Origin of the sequence: Pararhizobium gei (assembly GCF_029223885.1) — a bacterium.
Lineage (GTDB): Bacteria > Pseudomonadota > Alphaproteobacteria > Rhizobiales > Rhizobiaceae > Pararhizobium > Pararhizobium gei.
This window is the reverse complement of the sequence record NZ_CP119409.1, coordinates 3,874,875-3,900,171: the sequence shown is the minus strand read 5'-3', so window position 1 is coordinate 3,900,171 and position 25,297 is coordinate 3,874,875. Positions and strand designations below refer to the sequence as shown.

The 25,297-nt window shown below is 60.4% G+C and carries 26 protein-coding genes; 20 read left to right on the top strand and 6 right to left on the bottom strand.

The window, feature by feature from the left end; translation table 11 throughout:
- Positions 1-35 precede the first annotated feature (35 nt).
- The 5 genes from PY308_RS18885 to hemC form a co-directional block, all read right to left on the bottom strand.
- On the bottom strand, positions 36-527 hold the full coding sequence (locus PY308_RS18885; RefSeq protein ID WP_275785624.1) for a tellurite resistance TerB family protein: 492 nt from the start codon (positions 525-527) through the stop codon (positions 36-38).
- Positions 528-550: 23 nt separating this feature from the next.
- Entirely contained in the window at positions 551-2,197 is a 1,647-nt protein-coding gene (locus PY308_RS18880) for a heme biosynthesis protein HemY (RefSeq protein WP_275785621.1), read from the bottom strand.
- Positions 2,198-2,207: 10 nt separating this feature from the next.
- Positions 2,208-3,518, bottom strand: a complete 1,311-nt coding sequence (locus tag PY308_RS18875) for a COG4223 family protein (RefSeq protein ID WP_275785619.1) — start codon at positions 3,516-3,518, stop codon at positions 2,208-2,210.
- Positions 3,519-3,655: 137 nt separating this feature from the next.
- The gene (locus tag PY308_RS18870) at positions 3,656-4,378 is read right to left on the bottom strand and encodes a uroporphyrinogen-III synthase (RefSeq protein ID WP_275785616.1); all 723 of its coding nucleotides are present in this window, start codon (positions 4,376-4,378) and stop codon (positions 3,656-3,658) included.
- A gap of 3 nt (positions 4,379-4,381) precedes the next feature.
- Positions 4,382-5,311: a hydroxymethylbilane synthase gene (gene hemC / locus PY308_RS18865; protein ID WP_275785614.1), complete on the bottom strand. Its 930-nt coding sequence runs from the start codon at positions 5,309-5,311 to the stop codon at positions 4,382-4,384.
- 76 nt (positions 5,312-5,387) lie between these two features.
- Here hemC and tsaD point away from each other — a divergent pair, with 76 nt between their 5' ends.
- The 5 genes from tsaD (at position 5,388) to PY308_RS18840 (ending at position 8,982) form a co-directional block, all read left to right on the top strand.
- Entirely contained in the window at positions 5,388-6,485 is a 1,098-nt protein-coding gene (gene tsaD, locus PY308_RS18860; RefSeq protein ID WP_275785613.1) for a tRNA (adenosine(37)-N6)-threonylcarbamoyltransferase complex transferase subunit TsaD, read from the top strand.
- Positions 6,486-6,487: 2 nt separating this feature from the next.
- Positions 6,488-7,489, top strand: coding sequence for an NAD(P)H-dependent glycerol-3-phosphate dehydrogenase (locus PY308_RS18855; RefSeq protein WP_275785611.1), 1,002 nt, complete (start codon positions 6,488-6,490; stop codon positions 7,487-7,489).
- A 33-nt stretch (positions 7,490-7,522) separates the two neighbouring features.
- Entirely contained in the window at positions 7,523-7,816 is a 294-nt protein-coding gene (locus PY308_RS18850; protein WP_275785608.1) for a YciI-like protein, read from the top strand.
- Positions 7,817-7,818: 2 nt separating this feature from the next.
- The gene (locus tag PY308_RS18845; RefSeq protein WP_275785605.1) at positions 7,819-8,250 is read left to right on the top strand and encodes an EVE domain-containing protein; all 432 of its coding nucleotides are present in this window, start codon (positions 7,819-7,821) and stop codon (positions 8,248-8,250) included.
- Positions 8,251-8,325: 75 nt separating this feature from the next.
- Entirely contained in the window at positions 8,326-8,982 is a 657-nt protein-coding gene (locus PY308_RS18840) for a class I SAM-dependent methyltransferase (RefSeq protein WP_275785602.1), read from the top strand.
- Here the strand turns inward: PY308_RS18840 and PY308_RS18835 are convergent.
- Entirely contained in the window at positions 8,969-9,559 is a 591-nt protein-coding gene (locus PY308_RS18835; protein ID WP_275785600.1) for a hypothetical protein, read from the bottom strand. The two genes, PY308_RS18840 and PY308_RS18835, sit on opposite strands and share 14 nt — an antisense overlap.
- Before the next feature lie 293 nt (positions 9,560-9,852).
- On the opposite strand from PY308_RS18835, the gene sdhC reads away from it, so the two are divergent.
- The 15 genes from sdhC to PY308_RS18760 all read left to right on the top strand — a co-directional run bounded on the left by sdhC (position 9,853) and on the right by PY308_RS18760 (position 25,297).
- On the top strand, positions 9,853-10,245 hold the full coding sequence (gene sdhC, locus PY308_RS18830; RefSeq protein WP_275785597.1) for a succinate dehydrogenase, cytochrome b556 subunit: 393 nt from the start codon (positions 9,853-9,855) through the stop codon (positions 10,243-10,245).
- A gap of 14 nt (positions 10,246-10,259) precedes the next feature.
- Positions 10,260-10,640 carry a succinate dehydrogenase, hydrophobic membrane anchor protein gene (sdhD, locus tag PY308_RS18825; RefSeq protein ID WP_275785595.1) on the top strand — a complete coding sequence of 127 codons (381 nt, stop codon included), beginning with the start codon at positions 10,260-10,262 and terminating at the stop codon, positions 10,638-10,640.
- A gap of 6 nt (positions 10,641-10,646) precedes the next feature.
- Positions 10,647-12,491, top strand: a complete 1,845-nt coding sequence (gene sdhA / locus PY308_RS18820; protein ID WP_275785592.1) for a succinate dehydrogenase flavoprotein subunit — start codon at positions 10,647-10,649, stop codon at positions 12,489-12,491.
- A gap of 12 nt (positions 12,492-12,503) precedes the next feature.
- Positions 12,504-13,283 carry a succinate dehydrogenase iron-sulfur subunit gene (locus tag PY308_RS18815; protein ID WP_275785590.1) on the top strand — a complete coding sequence of 260 codons (780 nt, stop codon included), beginning with the start codon at positions 12,504-12,506 and terminating at the stop codon, positions 13,281-13,283.
- A gap of 370 nt (positions 13,284-13,653) precedes the next feature.
- Entirely contained in the window at positions 13,654-14,199 is a 546-nt protein-coding gene (locus PY308_RS18810) for a protease inhibitor Inh/omp19 family protein (protein WP_275785588.1), read from the top strand.
- 62 nt (positions 14,200-14,261) lie between these two features.
- Positions 14,262-15,401, top strand: a complete 1,140-nt coding sequence (zapE, locus tag PY308_RS18805; protein ID WP_275785586.1) for a cell division protein ZapE — start codon at positions 14,262-14,264, stop codon at positions 15,399-15,401.
- A 211-nt stretch (positions 15,402-15,612) separates the two neighbouring features.
- Positions 15,613-16,575, top strand: coding sequence for a malate dehydrogenase (gene mdh / locus PY308_RS18800; RefSeq protein ID WP_275785583.1), 963 nt, complete (start codon positions 15,613-15,615; stop codon positions 16,573-16,575).
- A gap of 45 nt (positions 16,576-16,620) precedes the next feature.
- Positions 16,621-17,814, top strand: coding sequence for an ADP-forming succinate--CoA ligase subunit beta (gene sucC, locus PY308_RS18795; protein ID WP_275785581.1), 1,194 nt, complete (start codon positions 16,621-16,623; stop codon positions 17,812-17,814).
- A gap of 19 nt (positions 17,815-17,833) precedes the next feature.
- Positions 17,834-18,736, top strand: coding sequence for a succinate--CoA ligase subunit alpha (gene sucD, locus PY308_RS18790; protein ID WP_275785579.1), 903 nt, complete (start codon positions 17,834-17,836; stop codon positions 18,734-18,736).
- 155 nt (positions 18,737-18,891) lie between these two features.
- Positions 18,892-21,888: a 2-oxoglutarate dehydrogenase E1 component gene (locus PY308_RS18785; protein WP_275785577.1), complete on the top strand. Its 2,997-nt coding sequence runs from the start codon at positions 18,892-18,894 to the stop codon at positions 21,886-21,888.
- A gap of 13 nt (positions 21,889-21,901) precedes the next feature.
- Complete coding sequence (locus PY308_RS18780; protein ID WP_275785574.1) at positions 21,902-22,219, top strand: YciI family protein; 318 nt, start codon at positions 21,902-21,904, stop codon at positions 22,217-22,219.
- A 29-nt stretch (positions 22,220-22,248) separates the two neighbouring features.
- Entirely contained in the window at positions 22,249-23,487 is a 1,239-nt protein-coding gene (gene odhB / locus PY308_RS18775) for a 2-oxoglutarate dehydrogenase complex dihydrolipoyllysine-residue succinyltransferase (protein WP_275785571.1), read from the top strand.
- Positions 23,488-23,499: 12 nt separating this feature from the next.
- Positions 23,500-23,913 carry an MAPEG family protein gene (locus PY308_RS18770; protein ID WP_275785568.1) on the top strand — a complete coding sequence of 138 codons (414 nt, stop codon included), beginning with the start codon at positions 23,500-23,502 and terminating at the stop codon, positions 23,911-23,913.
- Between the two features lie 134 nt (positions 23,914-24,047).
- Positions 24,048-24,542 carry a hypothetical protein gene (locus PY308_RS18765; RefSeq protein WP_275785565.1) on the top strand — a complete coding sequence of 165 codons (495 nt, stop codon included), beginning with the start codon at positions 24,048-24,050 and terminating at the stop codon, positions 24,540-24,542.
- Entirely contained in the window at positions 24,539-25,297 is a 759-nt protein-coding gene (locus tag PY308_RS18760) for an SDR family oxidoreductase (protein ID WP_275785564.1), read from the top strand. The genes PY308_RS18765 and PY308_RS18760 overlap by 4 nt, the downstream gene beginning before the upstream one ends.

Here is a 25,297-nt window from a genome sequence, read left to right as displayed (position 1 = left end):
AGCAGGTATCGACGCTGCGGCCTGCGAACAGCATCCTACTCTTCCTGCTGCGGCGCGAATGTCTCTTCCGCAACATCGAGTTTGGCGGCAGCCTCCTGCCGCTTCATGATCCTGTCCCTGCCGGAGACGCCGAGCAGGTCGGCAATCCGCCAGATCACATGGTCTTCCATCTCGCTGCGCTTGCCATCCGCATAGACAATTTCCCACAGCATGCCGACAAGATCGATACGCTGCTCCTCGGAATAATGCCGCTTGATGTCCGAGGTGAAGCGGAAGAAATCGATCGCCTGGGCTTCGGCGGTTTCACCAGCGGCAATCAATCCGTCCAGTGCCGCATCGTCGAGCTGGTAATGCTCCTTGATCATGGACCGTACTTTGCGGCGTTCCTTCTCGTCGGTTTCGCCGTCTGCTTCCATGACCTGGATGCAAAGCGCCATGATGGCGATGCGGGGGTCACCGGCTTCGATGGCCGCACCGTGTCCGGAGCCTGTGAGGGTGTCGAGAAACGTCCGAAATCTTTCAAACATGCTTTTCCATTGTAATCAGGTGCTTAAAAGAGACGGAACGTCGCTTTGCCGGTTGGCTTGCGGCTGTCGCTGCGGACACCCGGATCATCCGGCGGCCGCCCGAAAAATGGCTCGACGACCTGCTCCCTTGCAGGGAGGGGCTTTTTTTCGATCGTCACCGTCTGTGGCACGATAACGGACTCGGACGGCGCCGGCACAGCGATCGTCTCGACGATGTCTTCCGTTTTGGCCGCGGTCTCAACCACATGGCTCGGCACGTCCGATTCAACGCTCTCGAAGACCTGTTTCGGCTCAGCGTCCTGATGAGGTATCGAGACCGGGGGCAGGCTGCGGATCGCTTGCTCCCCGGCTTCGGTGCTGCCCTCTTCAATAGGACCGGAAATCTGCGCAACGGGCTGTTTCCAGGTGAAGGCGTCAAGTTGCCCGGTGACCGGGGAAACCGGCAGCCATTGCGGCGACGTGACGCCGTCCGCCGTCCAGGCCGGATCGCGCGGGCTTTTCAACGCCTGGTTCATCCAATGGCGGATGCGTCCGTCGTCGCCCGTATCGGCTTCCTCGATATCGGCCAGAAGCAGGAAAATACTTTCCGATTGCTGGATGCGGGCGGCGGCCTCGGCCTTGGCCCGTGCCAAACCCAGCTCCCGGGCCTCGAGCGCACTTTCCGCAACAGCTGCAAGCGACACTGCATTGTTCGGCCGCAGGGCTTCGAGCTTATTGGCACGCTTCATCCGATCAAGCGCGGAATCGCCGCTGCGCGCGCGGATGTAGAGCTTGGCGATCTCTGGATGTGGTTCCTGCTTCCAGAGCTTTTCAAGGATGGAAGCGGCCTTGCGCAGATTGTCTTCACGCGACAATGCCTTTGCTGCCACAAGACCGGCGGGAACGAGATTTTCGGCAAGCTTCAAGGCTGCCAGGGCATCATCCCGTGCGCCCTTCGGGTCGGATTCGAGCTTTTCACCAGCACGCGCCGTCAGCAGTATCGCCTTCTTGCGGTCGGCATCCTTGCGGTCGATGACATGCGCTGCACGGCTCTGATCGAGAAGACGGATCGCCTCGTCCCACTGGCCCGTCTGGCTGCGATATTCCAATGCAGCCATCGTGGCCCATGGCAAATGCGGCGCCTTGTCGGCGGCGCGTTCTGCATATTGCCGCGCCGCTTCATTGGCTCCAAGCCGCTTGGCTTCGAGATAAAGCCCGCGGAGACCAAGTTCCCGGGTTTCGGGATCGTCGGCCATCAGTTCGAACTTCTTGCGGGCATCGTCATATTTGCCGTCGATAAGGGCGGTCTGGGCCTCGAGCAGATGGATCAGCGGCTCCTGATCGGCGCTGATGAGTCCGCGCGTGCGGGCCACCATTTTGCGGGCAAGAATCGAATCTCCGGCGCCAGCGGCTATCAAACCTGTCGACAGCGCCTGATAGCCGCGATCGCGCTTGCGGGCGCGGAAATAACGCGAGATGGAATGTGGCGAAAGCCAGACGACGCGAATGAACCAGATGATGATCAGGATGGCGGCCACAAGCGACGCAAGCAGGGTCGCTGCGACCATCAGGCTCATCTCGACGCGTTGTCCCTGCCAGATCAGGGACAATTCGCCGGGCCTGTCGGCGAGCCAGGCAAAGCCGGCGCCAAGAGCGAGAATAATCAGGACGTAGAACAGAATGCGGATCATGAATTCTTCCTCAGCCCTTTGCCGTCATTGCGCCGGAAACAGTGGCATCGATAAGCCCTTCGACGCGAACGCGCTGATCGAGCTTGCTCTTGAACGCGGCGCCGGCGGCCTTTGCCGGATCGGGCAGGGTTTCCCATTCGAGGCTCGCGCCCTTCAGGTCGCCATTGGTCAGCTTGTCTTCGATGCGGGCGATGATCGCTTCGGGCGTATCGCCCTCGATGCTGCCGACAGGCCGAACGCGGATGGCCGAAGATGCGCTGTCCACGAGCCGCGAGAAGATCCCCTGTTCCGGATCGCTATGCTGTGTGGCCTCGATCATGGCATCGGCGGTCGAGGGGAAGTCCCGCACAAGATCGGCACGCGGCGCAACACCGGTCGTCGCATCGTCGGCAAGGCCGGTGACGGCGGTATCTTCTGCGGAAACGCTCTTCAGCGCGTCCAGTTCGGCAAGGAACGGACCGCCGCGGTCGATTGCAGTTTTCAGTGCAGTGACGGCAATGGCGCGGGCCAGTTGCACATCGCTGGCCGGCTCCTCGATCTTCTTCTCTGCGGCCTCGATGCGTGTCGAAAGTTCGGACTTTGCCGCATCCGTCGAGGCTTGAGCATCGGCGATATTGGATTTCAGCGTGGCAATTTCATTGGTCAGGCTGGCCAGCTGCGCTTCGAGACCGGAGACATCCGCGGCTGGAACGGTCGCGGCTTCGGCAGACTTTTTCTCCAGTTCCGTGATACGGGTTTCAAGCGGACCGAAATCGGCCGTTGCCGATGGCGCGGCGGCAAGCTGCGCCTTCAGGCTTTCCACATCTGCCGCCAGCCCCTGTTCGATGGCGCTGCTGCCGCGATCAGGCCCGAAGGCGGGCAGAACGCCGGCATATTGCAGGCCGCCAGTAGCCAGAAGCGCGATCAGGCCGCCGACGATGCCGGCAGCAAGCGCGCTCGATCTCGATGCTCCATGATCCTGCGGCCGAGATGCGGTGTGGGCAGCCTGTTCCCGTGCGGCACTGGGTGGTTCTTCGGTAAAGGCCATCGCAGCGGCTTCGGCACGCGCATCCTCGTCGGCCGCCGTGTTCCGCTCGGCAATTTCAGGATCCACGATATCAATGCTGTCCGGGTTAGTGGCCTGTGCGTCGTCAGCAAGCGCGCCACCTGGGTCGTCCGCCGTTTCGTGCACCGCCTGGGTGCCGTGGGCCCCTTCGTTGGAGACAGTCTCTTCGCCATCGGCAATGGCGGGCTTGTCTGCCGCTGCCGCGTTGGCCTCCAGGTCGATCGTCAACGGTTCCTGATCGGGCTTCGAGCGGCGCGAAGGATTTTCCGGGTCCATGATGATCTCCATCCCATTATCGCATGATGTTGAGGCATTGTCTTAAACCTAGACACGCAACATGGATTGGGAAAGCCCCCGAGCGACAAATCGTTGCGCCTATCCTAAAGAACGGTTCTTTCCCTCTCGGCGTCGGCTCAAAGAAGATCGAAAAGGGCATCTTCATGGGGGGCCGCGGCGATCGACACCGGGCCGAAGCCGTCGGGAACGGCTTCGGCGACATGCGGGCTCAGGCACAGCATGCGCTTGCCTGAGAGGGCTTCCGCCGCTTTCGCTGGCAGGGACATAAAGAAAAGCCTTGCCGTCTCATACGAATAGAAAAGGGCGGCATCGGCTGGTTGGCGGCAGAGCAGGTCATCGATCATGGCTGGCCGGCGGGCGATCGGCAACATGCTGTAGACTTCAACGACATGGCAGGTGATGCCAGCGTCTTGGAGGGTTGCTTCGAAGCCGGGGGATCGTGGCATTCCTGCCAGGTAGAGTAAACCGTTTCGCAGATCCGCCCGACGTTCCACAATCAGTGCGGCAAGTGACGCGCCGGTGCCATCCGCTGACACGACATGATGAAAACCGGCATTGCGCGCCGCCTTGGCTGTGGATGCTCCGATGCAGAAGACGATCGGAGTGAGGTCGGGCAGTGCCGGTTCCTTGATCACAGACAGAGCACGGATCGCCTCGGCGCTTGTAACGGCAATCGCATCATGGGGTAGCGTCAGGGCGTTCCTTGCGGCTTGCGGATCGTGAGATGCCTGCGTCACCGGAAGGACGATCGTTTCGTACCTGAGGGCCTCGAGCCTTGCCGCTGTTGCCGCCGCTTGTGGCTGCGGCCGGGTGACGAGGATGCGCTTGGGCGCGTGCATAGCTCAGGTCCAGCTTAAGAAGAAGTCCGGCCCCGCCTCAAGGCGAATATCCTCGCCGGCCTTGGTGCCGATCTTTTCCGTCTCGGTAGATTTTCCTTCGGCCGAGACGCGAAAGTAATCGCTGCCGTCCGGCGTCAGAATCATACCGGTGAAGCGGATGGTTTCGCCGTCTGAAAGGGCGTAACCGGCAATCGGGGTACGGCAGGAACCGTCGAGCGCGGCTAGGAAGGCGCGCTCGCAGGTCACGGTCTCGTGCGTCCTTGGATCGTTGATTGCTTCCAGAAGGCTGTTGATCCGATCGTCGGCAACGCGGCTTTCGATACAGATCGCCCCTTGCGCCGGCGCTGGCGGAAATAGGTCGGGATCGAGGATTTCCGTCGGCACGTCGGCCTTGCCGAGCCGCTTGAGGCCGGCAAAGGCGAGCAGGGTTGCATCGACCTGACCTTCCGCCAATTTCCTTAGTCGGGTATCGACCAGGCCGCGATAGGTGACGACGTTGATGTCCGGTCGCAGCCGCTTGATCAGTGCCTGCCGGCGCAACGATGAGGAACCAATGGTGGCGCCCCGCGGCAGGTCCATGAGTTTTTTCGCGGTGCGTCCGATGAAGGCGTCCCGGGCATCTTCCCGCGGCAGATAGGCGGAGAGGAACAGGCCGGTCGGCAGCTTCGTCGGCATATCCTTGGAGGAATGCACGGCGAAATCCAGCCCTCCGGAGATGAGCATGTCCTCCAGTTCCTGGGTAAAGAGCCCCTTGCCGCCAATTTCGGACAGCGAGCGGTCGGTGATCCGGTCACCCATAGTCGAAAGGACGACGATCTCGAACATTTCGGACGGCAGGCCATGCGCCGCTATCAGGCGATCCCGCGTTTCATGGGCCTGAGCCAGCGCCAGGGGACTACCCCGCGTGCCGATCCGGAAAGGTTTTGTTTGCATCCACTGCGATCCGTTGTTACCGGAGTTCCGTGTATCCGCCTTTCCCCGCGACCGCAATGTTCGAGTAAACCGGCCCATGTCTCCGCCTCTGCTCATCCTTGGCATCGAAACAAGCTGCGATGAAACCGCTGCCTCCGTCGTGCTGCGCGATGAGAACGGCCATGGCGAGATCGTCAGTGATGTCGTTCTCAGCCAATTGGAGGAACACAGCATTTATGGCGGCGTCGTGCCGGAAATCGCCGCGCGCGCGCATGTCGAGGCGCTGGATACGCTGATCGAGGAGGCGCTTGCTCGGGCTGGGGTCGCACTGCCTGATATAAATGCGATCGCCGCCACCAGCGGTCCCGGCCTGATCGGTGGCCTGCTCGTCGGCCTGATGACCGGCAAGGCGATTGCGCGCGCCTCGGGAAAGCCGCTCTATGCCATCAACCATCTCGAAGGTCATGCGCTCACGGCGCGGCTGACGGACGGGCTGTGCTTTCCGTATCTGATGTTGCTCGTTTCCGGTGGCCATACGCAGCTTATTCTGGTCAAGGGGGTCGGTGAATACGAACGTTGGGGCACGACGATTGACGATGCGCTGGGCGAGGCTTTCGACAAGACGGCTAAGCTCCTGGGGCTCCCCTATCCGGGCGGTCCTGCCGTCGAACGCGCGGCAAAAAATGGCAACCCGGAGCGCTTCTCCTTTCCACGCCCGCTGGTGGGCGAGGCACGGCTCGATTTTTCCTTTTCCGGCTTGAAGACAGCCGTGCGGCAAGCGGCGCAATCGATCGCTCCGGTCACCGAACAGGATATCGCCGATATATGCGCCTCGTTCCAGACTGCGATTTCGCGCACGCTGAAGGATCGCATCGGCCGTGGACTGGCACGGTTCAAGCAGCGGTTTGCAGGCTCCGTCGATACTCCGTCGCTGGTCGTGGCCGGCGGGGTCGCTGCAAACCAGACCCTGCGGGCGACGCTACAGGAACTCTGCGATGGCAATGGGTTTCATTTCATCGCTCCGCCGCTGCAGTTGTGCACGGATAATGCTGCAATGATCGCCTGGGCTGGTGCCGAGCGGATGGCAGCGGGTCTGCCGTCCGACTGTCTCGATGTAGCGCCGCGCTCGCGCTGGCCTCTCGATGCGGAGGCGAAGACGCTGATCGGTTTTGGAAAGCGGGGAGCGAAGGCTTGAATATGGCTGCAGGGTTTACGCAAGGAGATCGTCTCGTCGTCGTCGGTTCCGGCGCCTTCGGCACGGCGCTTTCCGCGGTTGCCGCCGCATCCGGCAAGCTTCCGGTGACGCTGCTCACCCGCCGTGAAAGCGTGGTCGAGGATTTTAAGGAAACCGGCCGCAACGACAGCGCACTGCCGGGTATCGATCTGCCTGAAACATTGACAATCTCCGATGATCCGACGGTGCTACGTGGCGCTGCGATCGTGCTCTTCGCCATGCCGTCGCAGGCGCAGCGCGAAGCCAGCCGGTCGCTGCTCGGTTTTATCGAAAAGGGCGCAGACGTTGTCATCTGCGCCAAAGGAATCGAGCGCTCCAGCGGCCGTTTGTTGACCGATGTCGTCGGTGAAGAGCTACGCTTGCAGAATGTCGCTGTTCTCTCGGGTCCGGGTTTTGCCACCGATATCGCCAAGGGTCTGCCGACAGCGATGGTGATTGCAGCTGGCGATATCGAGCGGGCGGCGCTGCTTGCCGAGGCATTGTCGGGCGCGGCATTCCGCCTTTATCCTTCGGGCGACCGTATCGGCGTTCAACTGGGCGGCGCCTTGAAAAACGTTCTGGCGATCGCCTGCGGCATCGTGGAAGGTGCGGGTCTCGGTGACTCCGCCCGGGCTGCGCTCATTTCACGCGGACTTGCGGAAATGTCCCGCTTCATTGCTGCGCGCGGCGGCGAAGCCGATACGGTGCGGGGATTGTCCGGTCTGGGCGATCTCGTGCTTACCGCGACCAGCCACCAGTCCCGCAATCTGCGCTATGGCATCGCGCTGGGACAAAGCGGCCGCGCGACGGGGCATTCGGACCAACTGGTGGAAGGCGCTTTCGCAGCGGCGGTCGCCGCCGACGTTGCCCGCACGCTTGGTGTCGATATGCCGATCACCGAAGCGGTGGCCGATATCATCGAAGGAAAACTGAGTGTGAAAACGGCGCTGGAGCAACTGATGTCCCGCCCAATCACACAGGAATAATCAATCCCTTGAACACCCAATGAGGAGAAGCCCATGCTGTTTGCGGTTCTATGCACGGACAAGCCGGACGCCCTGCAGGTTCGGATGGATACCCGTCCCGAACATGTCGCGTTTCTAACCGATCTCAATGCCAAGGGCAGTCTTGCTTTTGCCGGGCCATTCCTTGACGATGCCGGCAAGCCGAATGGCAGTCTGGTCGTGCTCAACGCGGAAACCATCGAGGCGGCGAAAGCGATCGCGGCTGCCGATCCCTATGCCAAGGCCGGCCTGTTTGCGACCGTCGATATCAAACCCTGGAACTGGGTTTTCAATAAGCCGGAGGTTTGAGCGTGTCCTACTGGCTATACAAGTCCGAACCGTTCAAATGGTCCTGGGCCATGCAGAAGGATGCCGGCGAGAAGGGTACCGAATGGACCGGGGTGCGCAATTACCTGGCGCGCAACCACATGCGGGCCATGCGGATCGGCGACAAGGGCTTCTTTTACCATTCGAACGAGGGGCTTGAGATTGTTGGAATTACCGAGGTCTGCGCTTTGTCGCATCCCGATTCCACGGCCAACGGCGATCCCAAATGGGACTGCGTCGATATTCGTGCGATCTGCGATCTGCCAAATCCGGTGTCGCTGAAAGACATCAAGGCCAATCCGAAATTTGAGGCAATGGCGTTGGTGACGTCCATGCGGCTCTCGGTGCAGCCGGTCACCGAGGATGAGTATCTGGAGATCTGCAGGCTCGGCGGGCTGGAAAACCCGCCGCGGTGATTTTTGTTCGGGGCCGTGCTCCTCTCCAGGGGGTGTCCGTCACCCCATGCCGTCGTAAACCGGATCCTGTCTCCTGTGAAAACCGATCCCGAAACCTTCATCCTTGCCAATACGGAGATCATGACGCCGCCGCATGTGCCCGAGATCCGGCTGCATCTGGCCAGCGAAGCGCATGATCTCTGGCTGAAGACAGAGGAGGAACTGGAGGAAATCGGCTTGCCGCCGCCCTTCTGGGCCTTTGCCTGGGCAGGCGGGCAGGGACTGGCGCGGCATATCCTCGATCATCCGGAACTCGTGAAAGGCAGGCGCGTCATCGATTTTGCCGCCGGTTCCGGCCTGGTGGCGATTGCCGCGATGAAAGCGGGTGCCGGCTCGGTTCTGGCTGTCGATATCGATCCGTGGACCCAAACAGCGATCCGGGTGAATGCGGCGCTCAACGATGTCGACGTCTCTTCTGCGGCGTCCGATATCATCGGCACCGAGCCGGCCGCTGATGTTTATCTGGCCGGTGACGTTTTCTATGACAAGAAGTTTGCCGAGCGGATCGTGCCATGGTTCGAAATGTTGACGGACAAGGGAGCCTTGGTTCTTCTCGGGGATCCCGGCCGCGCCTATTGTCCGCGCGACCGGATGCGGACGCTGGCGACCTACGACGTTCCGGTGACGCGTGTGCTTGAAGATAGCGAGGTCAAGAGGACGACCGTCTGGTGTTTCCGTCCTATGGACGAATAACGCAGACGCCCGCTTCCCATGAGCAGTTCCGTCCAGCGGTTCTCGGGTTCACACGGATGATTTTGACGCGGTGCCGCCGATAGACATCGGTCATCTCGTCGCCCTCATAATCATAGGCGTTGCGTTCGGACTGGAAATAGATACCGTTGCCGCGGTCTTGCCAAGCGGAGAGGCCCCCGAAATAGGTTCCTCCGCCAGCGCCGGACGGGAAGTCGTCGCTGCCATAGGACGAGCCTTGAAAACGGACAGCGCGATAGTCGCGTATCGTGCCACGTCTCTCGCGCCAATCTCTGCGGTGATGTTGTGTCTGGAAATGGTGGCGATTTCCAACCCGGTCGCTTCTGTGATCGCGATGCGGACGCCGCCAGCGGTACTCTCCGATCCTCACGCCCGACGAGACCTCGCGGCTTTTGCGGTGATGGAGTTGATAGGAATGCTGTTCCCGATGATGACGGCGTATTTGGTGGTCACCACGGTGGCGATCCCGTGCCTCGGCGAATTCCGAGAATGACAGCATGACAGCGCAGATCGCCATCAGAATTTTTGCGGCATTCATCAGCCTGTTTGGACGCATCATGCAGTCCTCCGGAAACTCTTAACAAATCCTTAAGAAGCAATGTGGGGCAACCGCTGTGAAAAGTCACGGGGCGGCTTCACATTTTGGGTGCTATGCTTAACGGCGATGCCTTTCGCCAAGTTTCGAAAGCTGTTTTCGTCTAATCGATTAAAATGTTTTTGCACTGCAAACGCACTTGTCGTTCTCCGACAGGGCGATTAAACGTCGCTGACTGAATTGTGTGCAATCATGTGCAATAACCGGATGGAAAATTGTCTCGTCTTAGGCATCCCTTCCGTCTCCGTGGGGTTCCGATGACGAATGTCACCAAAGGTCGGCCGCTCTCGCCGCATCTGCAAATATACAAGCCAATTCCAACGATGGTGATGTCGATTGTGCACCGCATCACCGGCGGTGCGCTCTACTTCGGCACTATCCTCGTTGCGTGGTGGCTGATTGCCGCTGCCAGCGGTCCGGACTATTATGACTGGGCGATGTGGGCTTTCGGCACCATCATCGGGCAGCTGGTTCTGTTCGGTTATACATGGGCGCTTGTACACCACCTGTTCGGGGGGTTGAGACATTTCGTCTGGGATCTGGGCTATGGCTACGAGAAGCATTTTGCGACCAAGCTTGCCATTGCCAATCTGATCGGTTCGATCGCAGTCACGCTGCTGATCTGGATCGTCGGCTACGTGGTGCGCTGAGAGGATTAGATGTGATGGATATGCGTACTCCCCTCGGCAAGGTTCGCGGCCTTGGCTCAGCCAAGGAAGGCACCGATCATTTCTGGCGTCAGCGGTTGACGGCGGTTGCCAACGTGCCGCTGATCATTTTCTTCGTGCTGTTCCTGATCAAATATGCCGGCGCGCCCTATGCCGAGGTAATCGCCGCGCTGTCGAACCCCTTCGTGGCGGTGATCATGGGAATGGTGGTGATCTCCGGTCTCATCCACATGAAGATCGGCATGCAAGTCATCATCGAGGATTATGTCCATGCCGAAGGTGCGAAGATCGTCTTCGTGATGCTCAATACGTTTTTTGCGATCGCAGTTGGCGGGCTCTGTCTTTTCGCCATTCTGAAGATCGCGTTTGCAGGGTAATTCAAAATGGCCTTCGATTCATCAGCGACCATCAACGGCAGAGCCTATACCTATGTGGACCATTCCTATGACGTGATCGTCGTCGGTGCCGGCGGTGCGGGTCTGCGCGCCACGCTCGGCATGGCCGAACAGGGTTTCAAGACCGCCTGCATTACCAAGGTTTTCCCGACGCGCTCCCATACGGTTGCGGCGCAGGGCGGTATCGCGGCTTCGCTGCAGAACATGACGCCGGACAGCTGGCAGTGGCATCTCTACGACACGGTCAAGGGCTCTGACTGGCTCGGCGACGTGGATGCCATGCAATATCTGGCCATGGAAGCGCCGAAGGCGGTCTACGAACTCGAGCATTACGGCGTTCCCTTCTCGCGCAATGCCGAGGGCAAGATCTACCAGCGTCCGTTCGGCGGCCATATGCAGAACTACGGCGAAGGCCCGCCGGTGCAGCGCACCTGTGCTGCCGCCGACCGTACGGGCCATGCCATCCTGCACACGCTCTACGGCCAGTCGCTGAAGCACAATGCGGAGTTCTTCATAGAATATTTCGCGCTCGACCTGATCATGTCCGATGACGGCAGCCGCTGCACCGGCGTCGTCGCCTGGAACCTCGACGACGGCACGATCCATCGCTTCGCCGCCAAGATGGTGGTGCTGGCGACCGGCGGCTACGGCCGCGCCTATTTCTCTGCGACCTCGGCCCATACCTGCACCGGCGACGGCGGCGGCATGATCGCGCGCGCGGGACTTCCGCTGCAGGACATGGAGTTCGTCCAGTTCCATCCAACCGGCATCTACGGCGCTGGCTGTCTGATCACCGAAGGTGCGCGCGGCGAGGGCGGTTATCTCGTCAATTCCGAGGGCGAGCGCTTCATGGAGCGTTATGCGCCGTCCGCCAAGGACCTTGCGTCCCGTGACGTGGTTTCACGCTGCATGACGCTGGAAATCCGCGAGGGCCGCGGCGTCGGCAAGGCCAAGGACCACATCTACCTGCATCTCGATCATCTCGACCCGGCCGTGCTGCACGAGCGTCTGCCTGGCATTTCCGAGAGCGCCAAGATCTTTGCCGGCGTCGATGTGACGCGCGAGCCTATCCCGGTGCTGCCCACCGTGCATTACAACATGGGCGGCATTCCGACGAATTACTGGGGCGAAGTGCTCGACGCCGACAGCGCCAATCCGGAGCGGATCATTCCGGGCCTGATGGCCGTTGGCGAAGCCGGCTGTGCCTCCGTGCACGGAGCCAATCGCCTGGGCTCCAACTCGCTGATCGATCTCGTGGTCTTCGGTCGCGCGGCCGCCATCCGCGCCGGTGAAGTCATCGACCGCGCCTCTGCGATCCCCGCGATCAACGAGAAGGCGTCGGACAAGATCATGACGCGCTTCGACCGGCTCCGGCACGCCAATGGCCAAACCCCGACCGCCATCCTGCGCGAGAAGATGCAGCGCACCATGCAGGAAGATGCCGCTGTGTTCCGCACGCAGGAATCGCTGGAAAGCGGCTGCAAGCGCATGAGTGCGATCTGGAGCGAACTGCCTGATATCAAGGTCACCGACCGTTCGATGATCTGGAATTCCGATCTGGTCGAAACGCTGGAACTGGAAAACCTGATGGCCAACGCCATTACCACGGTCTACGGCGCCGAAGCCCGCAAGGAAAGCCGCGGGTCCCATGCCCGCGAAGACTATGTCGATGGCCCGTTTGCCGGGCGCGACGATGTCAACTGGCGCAAGCATACCCTGTCCTGGGTGAACGAGGCAGGTGATGTGAAGCTCGATTATCGCCCGGTGCATACCGAACTGCTGCAGCCGGGTATCGATCCCTACAAGATCGAGCCGAAGGCGCGGGTTTATTGAGGAGAATGAAACATGGTTGAACTCGCTCTCCCCAAGAACTCGACGATGACCGAAGGCAAGGTCTGGCCGAAGCCGGCTGGTGCCACGAACACCCGTGAACTCAGGATCTATCGCTGGAGCCCGGATGACGGCAAAAATCCGTCGATCGATACATTTTATATCGATGTCGATGATTGCGGCCCGATGGTGCTCGATGCGCTGCTCTACATCAAGAACAAGATCGATCCGACGCTGGCGCTGCGCCGCTCCTGCCGGGAGGGCATTTGCGGTTCCTGTGCCATGAATATCGATGGCACCAATACGCTTGCCTGCACCAAGGGCATGGACGATGTGAAGGGCACGGTGAAGGTCTATCCGCTGCCGCATATGCCTGTCGTCAAGGATCTGGTGCCGGACCTCACCAATTTCTACGCCCAGCATCGTTCGATCGAGCCCTGGCTGAAGACCGTTTCGCCGACACCGGCCAAAGAATGGAAGCAGAGCCACGAGGATCGCCAGAAACTGGATGGCCTGTACGAGTGCATTCTTTGCGCCTGCTGTTCCGCCTCTTGCCCAAGCTACTGGTGGAATGGAGACCGCTATCTGGGGCCGGCCGTCCTGCTGCAGGCCTATCGCTGGCTGATCGATAGCCGTGATGAAGCCAAGGGTGAGCGGCTGGACGATCTCGAAGATCCCTTCCGGCTCTATCGCTGCCACACCATCATGAACTGCGCCCAGACCTGTCCCAAGGGCCTGAACCCGGCCAAGGCGATCGGCGAGATCAAGAAGATGATGATCGAGCGGCGGGTCTGATTTTGATCTCTCAGTAGGAGCTTGCTCTGTCTTTTCCCCGGCGCGGAGAAGGTGGCGTGAAGCGCCGGATGAGGAGGCCGAATGTCAGCTTCCATGTTGCTCAGGCTTCGCCAAGCTCCTTCGTCGCTTCACCTCGTTCGGCACTTGTCCCCGCTGGGGAGAAGAGGGAAATTGTCGCGCTCTGAAAGCAAACAAGATCGATAAACGCATCGTAAGGTTCTGGCAACTCCACGACGCGAGGCTCCATCGTTTCAATCATGCCACAGGTCTTAAAGAATCACAGTCATCTCGAAATTAAAGTTAGTTTTAAGCGAATTCCGCCTATATTCCACTGGACAACGCCATAGCAGAGATGATCGGGAGCTTAGACATGCGGACAATACATGCGGTTGCGGGACTGGCTGTGGTGCTGGCGGTGGCTGGATGTCAACGGACGTCCATGACCGATTTCGGCGGGAACAATACTATTTCCCCGGCCCCGCTTCAGGCACAGCCTGTTCCCACCGTCTCATCCAACCAGCTCCCTGACCCGACGCAGGACGCCTCGCAATTTCCAGCGGCGCCCGTAAGCGGGACGGCAGCGGTCGGCGGCGTCCAGCCGGCGGCCACGGAAGTCGCCGCGGCAACCAATGCTCTCGACGTGACCAAGGAAGCGATGGTCGGCAACTGGCGGGTTTCAAATGCCGGCAGTTCCTGTGACATGTTCCTGACGCTCACCAATCTCGGCAGCGGCTCGCGTGGCGGCACGCGGGGCTGCGCCGGTGAGTTGACGGCCATGGGCTCCTGGGAAGTGGCGGGAAAACAGGTCGTGCTCAAGGACAGGAACGGCAATCCGCTGGCGCGTCTGTTCAAGACCGCCGATTCGCGCTTTGACGGATCGACGAATGGCGGCCAGTCTATCAGCCTGAGCCGTTGATCCACCGGCCCGGCTAATCGCCGGGCTTTTTTTCGATCGCCAGCCTCCGACCGGTTTAGCGCGTGCCCAATCCTGAAGACAGCGTTTCGCGACAGCTCGAGGCCATGATCGTCGCCGGAACGATAAGCCGCGATCCCGCTCAGCTTGGCATTGCCAGGCGTCTCGACCATCTTCTGGCCGCGCTGGCCGGTAGCCGCGCGCAACGCAAGTCGAATGCGCTGGGATGGTTGTTTGCCGCCCGCAAGCGGGAGAACCCACCTCTGAAGGGTCTCTACATCTACGGTGGCGTCGGGCGTGGCAAGACCATGCTGATGGACCTGTTCTACGAAACGGTGCCCATTCAGCGCAAGCGCCGGGCGCATTTTCACGCCTTCATGGCCGATGTGCACGAACGCATCTTCAAACACCGGCAGAAACTGAAGAACGGCGAGACGCGCCAAGCCGATCCGATTCCGCCGGTTGCCTCCGAGCTTTTCGCCGAGGCCAGGCTTCTGTGCTTCGACGAGTTTTCCGTCACGGACATTACCGACGCGATGATTCTGTCGCGGTTGTTCGGCGAGCTTTTTGCCAAGGGCTGTGTGCTGGTAGCGACATCGAATGTCGAGCCGGTCAATCTCTACCGCGAGGGGCTGAACCGGGATCTGTTTCTGCCCTTCATCGATCTGCTGAAGTCCTACGCTGATATAGTGCCGCTGGATACCGGTACGGATTACCGGATGTCGAAGATGGAAGGACTGCCGGTCTGGCTTTCGCCGCTCGGGCCGCAGGCGGATGCAGGAATGGAAAGGGCGTGGAAGACGGCGATGGATGGACGTGTCGTTACAACCGCCGAGGTGGCGCATAAAGGCCGAAAGATCAAGATACCGGCTGCAGCGGGCACATGCGCCCGGTTTTCCTTTGGCGAACTCTGCGAAAGGCCGCTGGCCGCCGCCGACTATCTCGCCATTCTCACGCACTACGATACGATCTTCATCGATCATATCCCGCATCTCGGGCCCGAGCGCCGCAACGAGACGAAACGTTTCATCCTTCTGGTCGATACGATCTATGACCGGGGAGCGCGGCTCTTCGCAACGGCGGTAGCTCCTCCCGCTGATCTTTTAACGGCACGGAACGGCACGGAAGGTTTCGAGTTCGATCGGACCGTATCGCGGCTCATTGAAATGCAAAGTGCCGAATATGCGAAAAATTCTCATCGTTAGCGAATGGCGCTCGTCATAAAATCGACATCAAAATCTTACGTTTACGTAAGAAAATTTTGATCTAACCGATTGAAATCATTCTCTCCAAAAGTATTGGTTGATATTTAAGCTTTTGGCGGTTAATTGCTTGCGCCGTAGGCCTGCCATAGCGCGCGCGCTGAAGGCGCCCCGTCAGGCCTTGTCAGATTTGGATCTCAAAGGAAGCATTTTCATGGCCCGCAACAAGATCGCACTTATCGGTTCTGGAATGATTGGTGGCACGCTGGCGCATCTCGCCGGTCTGAAGGAGCTGGGCGACATCGTTCTCTTCGATATTGCCGATGGCATCCCGCAGGGCAAGGGCCTCGACATCGCCCAGTCCTCTCCCGTCGAAGGCTTCAATGCCAACCTGACCGGTGCCAGCGACTATTCGGCCATTGAAGGTGCCGATGTCTGCATCGTCACCGCCGGCGTTGCCCGCAAGCCCGGCATGAGCCGCGACGATCTGCTCGGCATCAACCTCAAGGTCATGGAGCAGGTCGGCGCCGGTATTAAGAAATATGCGCCGAACGCCTTCGTCATCTGCATCACCAATCCGCTCGACGCGATGGTCTGGGCGCTGCAGAAGTTCTCCGGTCTGCCGAAGAACATGGTCGTCGGCATGGCCGGCGTTCTCGACAGCTCGCGCTTCCGCCTGTTTCTGTCGCAGGAATTCAACGTTTCGGTCCAGGACGTCACAGCCTTCGTTCTCGGCGGTCATGGCGACACGATGGTGCCGCTGGCCCGTTACTCCACAGTCGGCGGAATTCCGCTGACCGATCTGGTCAAGATGGGCTGGGTCACCAAGGAACGCCTCGAGGAAATCATCCAGCGCACCCGTGACGGCGGCGCCGAAATCGTCGGCTTGCTCAAGACCGGTTCGGCCTATTATGCGCCGGCAGCATCCGCCATCGAGATGGCCGATGCCTTCCTCAAGGACAAGAAGCGCGTGCTTCCGGCTGCTGCCCATCTGTCGGGCCAGTATGGCGTGAAGGACATGTATGTCGGCGTTCCCACCATCATCGGCGCCGGCGGCATCGAGCGCATCATCGAGGTCGAATTCAACAAGGCCGAGCAGGAAGCCTTCGAAAAGTCGGTCGCTTCGGTTGCCAGCCTTTGCGAAGCCTGCATCGCCATCGCGCCGAGCCTTAAGTAATCGGCCTGATACAATTGCCGTCTGGCTCCTAAACAGGAAAATCCCATGAATATTCACGAATATCAGGCCAAGGCTCTGTTGAAGACCTTTGGCGCGCCGGTCGCCGAAGGTGTCGCCATCTTCTCGGCGGACGAGGCGGAAGCCGCAGCCAAGTCGCTTCCAGGTCCACTTTACGTGGTCAAGAGCCAGATCCATGCGGGCGGTCGCGGGAAGGGCAAGTTCAAGGAGCTTGGCCCCGATGCCAAGGGCGGCGTTCGTCTGGCCTTTTCCATCGACGAAGCCAAGGCGCATGTCAAGGAAATGATGGGCAACACGCTGGTAACGGCCCAGACCGGTGAAGCCGGCAAGCAGGTCAACCGCCTCTATATCGAGGACGGCGCCGACATTGCCCGCGAGCTTTATCTCTCGCTGCTGGTCGATCGCTCGGTCGGCCGCGTTGCCTTCGTGGTTTCCACCGAAGGCGGCATGGACATCGAAGCTGTCGCCCATGACACGCCCGAAAAGATCCACACCATCGCCATTGATCCGGAAGCCGGCGTCACGGATGCTGACGTTGCTGCCATCTCCAAGGCACTCGAACTGACAGGTGCTGCTGCCGAAGACGCAAAGTCGCTCTTCCCGCTGCTCTACAAGGCCTTCAACGAGAAGGACATGGCGCTGCTTGAGGTCAACCCGCTGATCGTCATGAAGAACGATCATCTGCGCGTTCTCGATGCCAAGATGTCGTTCGACGGCAATGCGATCTTCCGTCACGAAGACGTCAAGGCGCTGCGCGACGAGACCGAAGAGGACGCCAAGGAAATCGAGGCTTCCAAGTGGGATCTCGCCTACGTGGCGCTCGACGGCAATATCGGCTGCATGGTCAATGGCGCCGGTCTCGCCATGGCGACGATGGACATCATCAAGCTCTACGGCAAGGAGCCGGCGAACTTCTGCGACGTCGGCGGTGGTGCCGGCAAGGAAAAGGTGGCTGCGGCCTTCAAGATCATCACGGCCGACCCGAAGGTCGAGGGCATCCTCGTCAACATCTTCGGCGGCATCATGAAGTGCGACGTGATCGCCGAAGGCGTTGTCGCGGCCGTGCAGGAGGTTGGTCTTAAGGTTCCGCTCGTCGTGCGCCTCGAAGGCACCAATGTCGAGCTTGGCAAGAAGATCCTGAACGAATCGGGTCTTGCGATCACGGCGGCAGACGACTTGGACGACGCGGCCAAGAAGATCGTCGCTGCGATCAACGCATAAATTTGAAGGACCCGAACTAATGTCTATTCTCGTCAATAAAGACACCAAGGTCCTCGTTCAGGGCCTGACCGGCAAGACCGGCACCTTTCACACCGAGCAGGCGCTTGCCTATTACGGTACGCAGATGGTCGGCGGCATCCATCCGAAGAAGGGTGGTGAAACCTGGACCGGTTCGAAGGGCGAAAGCCTGCCGATCTTCGCGACCGTTGCCGAAGCCAAGGAACGGACCGGCGCCAATGCGTCCGTGATCTACGTTCCGCCGGCCGGTGCTGCGGATGCGATCATCGAGGCGATCGAAGCCGAGATCCCGTTCATCACCTGCATCACCGAAGGCATTCCGGTCATGGACATGGTCCGCGTCAAGGCTCGCCTCGACCGCTCGAAGTCCCGCCTGCTGGGTCCGAACTGCCCGGGCATCATGACACCGGAAGAGTGCAAGATCGGCATCATGCCGGGCTCGATCTTCCGCAAGGGTTCGGTCGGCATCGTCTCGCGCTCCGGCACGCTGACCTATGAAGCCGTGTTCCAGACATCAAACGAAGGCCTTGGCCAGACCACGGCTGTCGGCATCGGCGGCGACCCGGTCAAGGGAACCGAATTCATCGACGTGCTCGAAATGTTCCTCGCCGATCCGGCCACGACCTCGATCATCATGATCGGCGAAATCGGTGGCGCGGCCGAAGAAGACGCGGCTCAGTTCCTGATCGACGAAGCCAAGAAGGGCCGCAAGAAGCCGATGGCAGGCTTCATCGCCGGTCGCACGGCGCCGAAGGGCCGGACGATGGGCCATGCAGGCGCCGTGGTTTCGGGTGGCAAGGGCGATGCGGAATCCAAGATCGCGGCCATGGAAGCGGCCGGCATCAAGGTTTCGCCCTCCCCGGCACGCCTCGGCACGACACTGGTAGAGGTCCTGAAGGGCTAAAAACCTGAAACTGACGGGGTAGGCATTGTAGCCTTTCCCGTCAGCCCCATTTTAAGGTTAGCGCGGTTTTCGCGCTCCCATGAAGACGGTTTGGCCGGGAATTTCCCGGTGTATACAACAAGTCAGGAGGCGGACGGACAGGTCCGCGAAGCACTATGGCAAGGCAAGAAGCCAACGAGCAATTTCTGCTGACCTCGTTCCTCGACGGAGCGAACGCCAGCTATATCGAGCAGCTCCACGCGTCTTATGAAAGGGATCCGGCGTCGGTTTCCGGAGAGTGGCAGTCCTTCTTCAAGGCGCTGCAGGACCAGCCTGACGATGTGATCAAGGCCGCCAAGGGCGCCTCCTGGAAGAAGCCGAACTGGCCGATCGCCGCCAAGGGCGATCTGGTTTCGGCATTGGACGGCGACTGGGGTACAGTCGAGAAGGTTATCGAAAAGAAGGTGCAGGCCAAGGCCGAGGAAAAGGCTGTAGCGACCGGTGTTGCAGCAGTGCCTGGTGATGTGCACCAGGCGACCCGTGACAGTGTGCGCGCAATCATGCTGATCCGCGCCTATCGCATGCGCGGACACCTGCATGCCAAGCTCGACCCGCTTGAGATCGCCGCGCCTGTCGACGACTATCATGAACTGTCGCCGTCGAATTACGGATTCGGCCCCGAAGACATGGATCGCAGGATCTTCATCGATAATGTGCTGGGGCTGGAATATGCGACCCTTCGCGAGATCGTTGATCTTCTTGAGCGCACCTACTGCTCGACGCTCGGCGTCGAGTTTATGCATATATCCGATCCGGAAATCAAAGGCTGGATTCAAGAACGTATCGAAGGCAAGGACAAGGGCGTCGAGTTCACGCCTGAAGGCAAGAAGGCTATCCTGCAGAAGCTGATCGAGGCCGAAGGCTTCGAACAGTTCATCGACGTCAAGTACAAGGGGACCAAGCGTTTTGGTCTCGACGGCGGCGAATCGCTGATCCCGGCGCTGGAGCAGATCATCAAGCGCGGCGGCCAGGAAGGCCTCAAGGAAATCATTCTCGGTATGGCCCATCGCGGTCGCCTCAATGTCTTGACCAACGTCATGGGCAAGCCGCACCGTGCCGTGTTCCATGAGTTCAAGGGCGGCTCGGCAGCGCCGGACGACGTCGAAGGCTCCGGCGACGTGAAGTATCACCTGGGTGCCTCTTCCGACCGCGAATTCGACGGCAACAAGGTGCATCTGTCGCTGACGGCCAATCCGTCGCATCTCGAAATCGTCAATCCCGTTGTCATGGGCAAGGCGCGCGCCAAGCAGGACCAGATGGCGAAGGTCTTCGAAGGCGACGTTATTCCGCTGTCCGAGCGGGCGCAGGTCATGCCGCTTTTGCTGCACGGCGACGCCGCTTTCGCCGGCCAGGGCGTTACGGCAGAAATTCTCGGCCTGTCGGGCTTGCGCGGTCACCGCGTCGCCGGCACCGTGCATTTCATCATCAACAACCAGATCGGTTTCACCACCAACCCGGCGTTTTCACGCTCTTCGCCTTATCCGTCCGACGTGGCCAAGATGATCGAGGCGCCGATCTTCCATGTGAATGGCGACGATCCGGAAGCAGTGACTTACGCTGCAAAGATTGCCACCGAATTCCGGATGAAATTTCACAAGCCGGTTGTCGTGGACATGTTCTGCTATCGCCGCTTCGGCCACAATGAAGGCGACGAACCGTCCTTCACGCAGCCGAAGATGTATAAGGTCATCCGCGCCCACAAGACGGTTGTCCAGATCTACGGCGAACGCCTGATCGCGGAGGGCCTGATTTCGGAAGGCGAACTGGAAAAGATGCGCGCCGACTGGCGTGCCCATCTGGAACAGGAATTCGAAGCCGGACAGTCCTACAAGCCGAACAAGGCCGACTGGCTGGACGGTGTATGGTCGGGTCTTCGGGCCGCCGACAATCAGGACGAGCAGCGCCGCGGCAAGACCTCGGTGCCGATGAAGGTGCTGAAGGATGTCGGGCGCAAGCTGTCTGAAGTTCCGGCGGGCTTCAACGTCCATCGCACGATCCAGCGCTTCATGGATGGCCGCGCCAACATGATCCAGACCGGCGAAGGTATCGATTGGGCGATGGCGGAGGCGCTTGCCTTCGGCTCGCTCGCCGTCGAGGGCACGAAGATCCGACTGTCGGGCCAGGACTGCGAACGCGGCACCTTCTCGCAGCGTCATACCGTGCTTTACGATCAGGAAACGGAAGAGCGCTATATCCCGCTTGCCAATCTGGCGCCGACCCAAGCCCGTTACGAGGTGATCAACTCGATGCTCTCGGAAGAGGCGGTGCTTGGCTTCGAATATGGATATTCGCTTGCCCGCCCGAATGCACTGACCCTTTGGGAAGCCCAGTTTGGCGACTTCGCCAATGGCGCGCAGGTCATCTTCGACCAGTTCATCTCTTCCGGCGAACGCAAGTGGCTGCGTATGTCCGGTCTCGTGTGCCTTTTGCCGCACGGCTACGAAGGGCAGGGCCCGGAACATTCCTCTGCCCGTCTGGAGCGCTGGTTGCAGATGTGCGCCGAAGACAATATGCAGGTTGCCAATGTCACAACCCCGTCGAACTATTTCCACATCCTTCGCCGGCAGGTAAAGCGGGACTTCCGCAAGCCATTGATCCTGATGACACCGAAGTCGCTCCTGCGTCACAAGCGGGCGGTATCGAGCCTGTCGGACATGGCTGGCGAAACCTCTTTCCACCGCCTGCTCTGGGATGATGCCGAAGTCATCAAGGATGGCCCGATCAAGCTGCAGAAGGATGCCAAGATCCGGCGCGTCGTGCTCTGCACGGGCAAGGTCTACTACGACCTTCTGGAAGAGCGCGAGAGGCGTGGTATCGACGATATCTACCTGCTGCGCGTCGAACAGCTTTATCCGTTCCCGGCGAAGGCCCTGATCAACGAACTTAGCCGCTTCCGCAACGCGGAGATGGTCTGGTGCCAGGAAGAGCCGAAGAATATGGGCGCCTGGTCGTTCATCGATCCTTACCTGGAATGGGTGCTTGCCCATATCGACGCGAAGTATCAGCGCGTGCGCTATACGGGCCGTCCGGCCGCAGCGTCGCCTGCGACGGGTCTGATGTCGAAACATCTTGCCCAGCTGGCGGCCTTCCTAGAAGACGCGCTCGGCGGTTAAGGGGCAGCGTTCCATGGCCTATTTCCATCCGAAACCGGTGCCGCCCTGCCGCACATTTCCTCAGGACGCGACGCCTGAGGAAATGGCCGCAATGGAGCGCCACGGCGCCTATGGGGCGGAACGGGCCGGGATTGGCTGCGCTATCGCCGCTGCCCCGGTTTTCGCGAAGGACGGGGTTTGGGGCATGGCTGTGGTGGAGGCCTCCGACGAGGCAGCCGCACAGACGCTTGCCGATCACGACCCTGTCATCCGCGCCGGCCTTGGTTTCCGGTTCGAAATTGCCGCGATACCCTCGCTTATTCTCAGGCATGTCGCCACACCTGCCGCATAACCGATAACGATCAAAGTCAGGATCTGAAAATGACCACAGAAATCCGCGTTCCTACCCTCGGCGAATCCGTAAGCGAAGCGACTGTCGGGACATGGTTCAAGAAGGTGGGCGATACCATCAAGGCCGACGAGCCGCTGCTTGAACTCGAAACCGACAAGGTAACCATCGAGGTTCCGTCTCCCGCCGCCGGCGTTCTCTCGGAAATCGTCGCAGCCGCCGGCGAGACCGTTGGACTTGGCGCATTGCTTGGCAACATCGCTGAGGGCGCTGGAGCCAGCGCTTCTGCTCCGGCCGCTGCCGAGAAGGCTGCCGTGCCCGCCGCTGCTCCTGCTGCAGCCGCAGCAGCGCCCGCAGCACCTCAGGCGGCATCCGCCATGCCGGCAGCTCCGGCGGCGGCCAAGATGTTGACGGAGAACAATCTTTCCGCCGATCAGGTCGATGGTTCGGGCAAGCGTGGCCAGGTTCTGAAAGGCGACGTGATCGCCGCGGTTGCCAAGGGTCTTTCGACGCCCGCCGCATCGGAGCCGTTGAAAGCCGCGACACGCGGTCCATCGCCTGCAGCGGATGCGCCCCGCGAAGAGCGTGTGAAGATGACGCGCCTGCGCCAGACCATTGCCAAGCGCCTGAAGGATGCCCAGAACACGGCAGCCATGCTGACCACCTACAACGAGGTGGACATGTCGGCCGTCATGGACCTGCGCAATCGCTACAAGGATCTGTTCGAGAAGAAGCACGGCGTCAAGCTCGGTTTCATGGGCTTCTTCACCAAGGCCGTGACACATGCGCTCAAGGAAATTCCTGCTGTGAATGCCGAGATCGACGGGACCGATATCGTCTACAAGAATTTCTGCCATATCGGCATGGCGGTCGGCACCGACAAGGGTCTGGTTGTCCCGGTCATTCGCGATGCCGACCAGATGTCGATCGCCGAAATTGAGAAGGATCTCGGTCGCCTTGCCAAGTCCGCTCGTGATGGCTCTCTGTCCATGGCCGACATGCAGGGCGGCACCTTCACGATCACGAACGGCGGAGTGTACGGTTCGCTGATGTCCTCGCCGATCCTGAATGCGCCGCAGTCCGGCATCCTCGGGATGCACAAAATCCAGGAACGTCCCGTTGTCGTCGGCGGTCAGATCGTCATCCGCCCGATGATGTATCTGGCGCTCTCCTACGATCACCGGATGGTGGACGGTAAGGAAGCAGTTACCTTCCTGGTCCGTGTCAAGGAAAGCCTGGAAGACCCTGAACGTCTGGTTCTGGACCTGTAAGGAGCGTCACGCATGGATACGGCAGAACTGGCAGCCTCGCCATTTCTCACGCTCCTTGGATGGAGCGTGGTGCTGCTTGTTTTCCACGTCGGTCTTCAAGGCATGACCGCAACAAGCGAACTCGGATCGGCATGGAATGCCGGTCCGCGTGACGGGAGCAATAAACCCGAGGGTAAGATCGCCGGCAGGTCCGCCCGTGCGTCGGCAAATTTTCAGGAGACCTACCCCGCCTTTGTCGGGCTTGCCTTGGCGCTGGCCGTTGCGGGCGAGCCGGGCGGCTGGGGACTGATGGGGGCCTGGCTTTGGATGATCTGCCGGATTATCTATATTCCGCTTTATCTGGCCGGCGTTCCTTATGTCCGCTCCCTCGTATGGGTTGGCTCGATCATCGGCTTGCTCGTCATGACGGGCGTGCTTATCTTCTGACGGATATCGGACCCGCAAACGACCGGAGACACAGGCGTGCATCCCTATCTGATCGAACGTGTTTCGCTGGTAATCCTCGCTTTCGCAATTTCTTCCCGCGGAGCCGGTCTGGCGAGAGAGGAGGCCGCTTGAGCATGCGTTTCGCCGCTCCCGTATCCGTGTTTGCAGCTATGCTGACGATGTCACCGGCACTGGCTGTGGACTGCGTGCAGGAAAAGGCGGTCTATGGCGACGCGGATAGCGCCTATGAACTTCGCTTCGAACCTGTGGGTTCCGCCAGCGCGGCGACAAGCAATCATTTCAAAATCGGAATTGCCGGGACCGATCTGGTGCTTGACGGCATCGTGATGCAGTCGGGCGAGCCGGTCCGGCCGAACGGCATGATCATGAACAAGTGCCCCGAAGGCGACGTGACCGGCGATGACATCGCTGCCTGTACCATCTGGGAAGGTGTGATCTATTCCGTAAGTTTGGAGGGCAAAGTAGCGTCTTTGCCGGCAGAAGGGTCTGCCGCCGCCGCGCAACTGCTCTTGCCGGATTTTGGGCCTGCCTTGCGTAATTCCCCTATTTGGGGACAAGCAAAGATTGCACCTTGGGATGCTCTGACCTTCAAGCGGTGCTTGCAATGACATCAAGCGATCAGCCCGTTCTTCTGGTTACCGGCGGCAGTCGCGGCATCGGTGCTGCCGTCTGCCTCTCTGCTGCTGCAAACGGCTGGGCCGTCGCGGTCAACTACGCGTCCAACCGGTCGGCCGCCGACGCTGTCGTCACTCAAATAGAGGCGGCGGGCGGGAAGGCGGTCGCTGTCGAAGGCGATGTCGGCAGCGAAGTGGGCATAAGCGCCATTTTCGCAGCGGTGGACCAGACTTTCGGCCGGTTGGACGGGTTGATCAATAATGCCGGCATCGTTGGCATGAAGGCCCGGATCGACGAGATTACCGCAGCGCGGCTGCAACGCATGCTGGAGGTCAACGTCTCGGGATCGATCCTCTGCGCGGCGGAGGCGGTGCGGCGCATGTCGGTTCGTCGCGGCGGCAAAGGCGGCGTCATCGTCAATATATCGTCCATGGCGGCGGTTCTCGGGTCGGCCGGGCAATATGTCGATTATGCCGCCAGCAAGGGCGCCATCGACACGTTCACCATCGGCCTGTCGCGTGAGGTGGCGGAAGACGGCATTCGCGTCAATGCGGTGCGGCCCGGCATTATCGACACCGGCATTCATGCCTCAGGCGGGCTTCCGGATCGCGCCCGCGACCTTGCACCGAGCGTTCCTATGAAGCGGCCGGGCACTGCGCAGGAAATTGCCGACGCCGTTCTCTATCTGATTTCACCTTCGGCGTCTTATATCACGGGCGCTATTCTCAACGTCAGCGGTGGACGATAG

What these genes read in the sequence shown, in the direction of transcription:
- PY308_RS18885 (WP_275785624.1), bottom strand. Translation starts at nt 527, where the DNA reads ATGTTTGAAAGATTTCGGACGTTTCTCGACACCCTCACAGGCTCCGGA.
- PY308_RS18880 (WP_275785621.1), bottom strand. Translation starts at nt 2,197, where the DNA reads ATGATCCGCATTCTGTTCTACGTCCTGATTATTCTCGCTCTTGGCGCC.
- PY308_RS18875 (WP_275785619.1), bottom strand. Translation starts at nt 3,518, where the DNA reads ATGGACCCGGAAAATCCTTCGCGCCGCTCGAAGCCCGATCAGGAACCG.
- PY308_RS18870 (WP_275785616.1), bottom strand. Translation starts at nt 4,378, where the DNA reads ATGCACGCGCCCAAGCGCATCCTCGTCACCCGGCCGCAGCCACAAGCG.
- hemC (WP_275785614.1), bottom strand. Translation starts at nt 5,311, where the DNA reads ATGCAAACAAAACCTTTCCGGATCGGCACGCGGGGTAGTCCCCTGGCG.
- tsaD (WP_275785613.1), top strand. Translation starts at nt 5,388, where the DNA reads ATGTCTCCGCCTCTGCTCATCCTTGGCATCGAAACAAGCTGCGATGAA.
- PY308_RS18855 (WP_275785611.1), top strand. Translation starts at nt 6,488, where the DNA reads ATGGCTGCAGGGTTTACGCAAGGAGATCGTCTCGTCGTCGTCGGTTCC.
- PY308_RS18850 (WP_275785608.1), top strand. Translation starts at nt 7,523, where the DNA reads ATGCTGTTTGCGGTTCTATGCACGGACAAGCCGGACGCCCTGCAGGTT.
- PY308_RS18835 (WP_275785600.1), bottom strand. Translation starts at nt 9,559, where the DNA reads ATGATGCGTCCAAACAGGCTGATGAATGCCGCAAAAATTCTGATGGCG.
- sdhC (WP_275785597.1), top strand. Translation starts at nt 9,853, where the DNA reads ATGACGAATGTCACCAAAGGTCGGCCGCTCTCGCCGCATCTGCAAATA.
- sdhD (WP_275785595.1), top strand. Translation starts at nt 10,260, where the DNA reads ATGGATATGCGTACTCCCCTCGGCAAGGTTCGCGGCCTTGGCTCAGCC.
- sdhA (WP_275785592.1), top strand. Translation starts at nt 10,647, where the DNA reads ATGGCCTTCGATTCATCAGCGACCATCAACGGCAGAGCCTATACCTAT.
- PY308_RS18815 (WP_275785590.1), top strand. Translation starts at nt 12,504, where the DNA reads ATGGTTGAACTCGCTCTCCCCAAGAACTCGACGATGACCGAAGGCAAG.
- PY308_RS18810 (WP_275785588.1), top strand. Translation starts at nt 13,654, where the DNA reads ATGCGGACAATACATGCGGTTGCGGGACTGGCTGTGGTGCTGGCGGTG.
- mdh (WP_275785583.1), top strand. Translation starts at nt 15,613, where the DNA reads ATGGCCCGCAACAAGATCGCACTTATCGGTTCTGGAATGATTGGTGGC.
- sucC (WP_275785581.1), top strand. Translation starts at nt 16,621, where the DNA reads ATGAATATTCACGAATATCAGGCCAAGGCTCTGTTGAAGACCTTTGGC.
- sucD (WP_275785579.1), top strand. Translation starts at nt 17,834, where the DNA reads ATGTCTATTCTCGTCAATAAAGACACCAAGGTCCTCGTTCAGGGCCTG.
- PY308_RS18785 (WP_275785577.1), top strand. Translation starts at nt 18,892, where the DNA reads ATGGCAAGGCAAGAAGCCAACGAGCAATTTCTGCTGACCTCGTTCCTC.
- PY308_RS18780 (WP_275785574.1), top strand. Translation starts at nt 21,902, where the DNA reads ATGGCCTATTTCCATCCGAAACCGGTGCCGCCCTGCCGCACATTTCCT.
- odhB (WP_275785571.1), top strand. Translation starts at nt 22,249, where the DNA reads ATGACCACAGAAATCCGCGTTCCTACCCTCGGCGAATCCGTAAGCGAA.
- PY308_RS18770 (WP_275785568.1), top strand. Translation starts at nt 23,500, where the DNA reads ATGGATACGGCAGAACTGGCAGCCTCGCCATTTCTCACGCTCCTTGGA.
- PY308_RS18765 (WP_275785565.1), top strand. Translation starts at nt 24,048, where the DNA reads ATGCGTTTCGCCGCTCCCGTATCCGTGTTTGCAGCTATGCTGACGATG.
- PY308_RS18760 (WP_275785564.1), top strand. Translation starts at nt 24,539, where the DNA reads ATGACATCAAGCGATCAGCCCGTTCTTCTGGTTACCGGCGGCAGTCGC.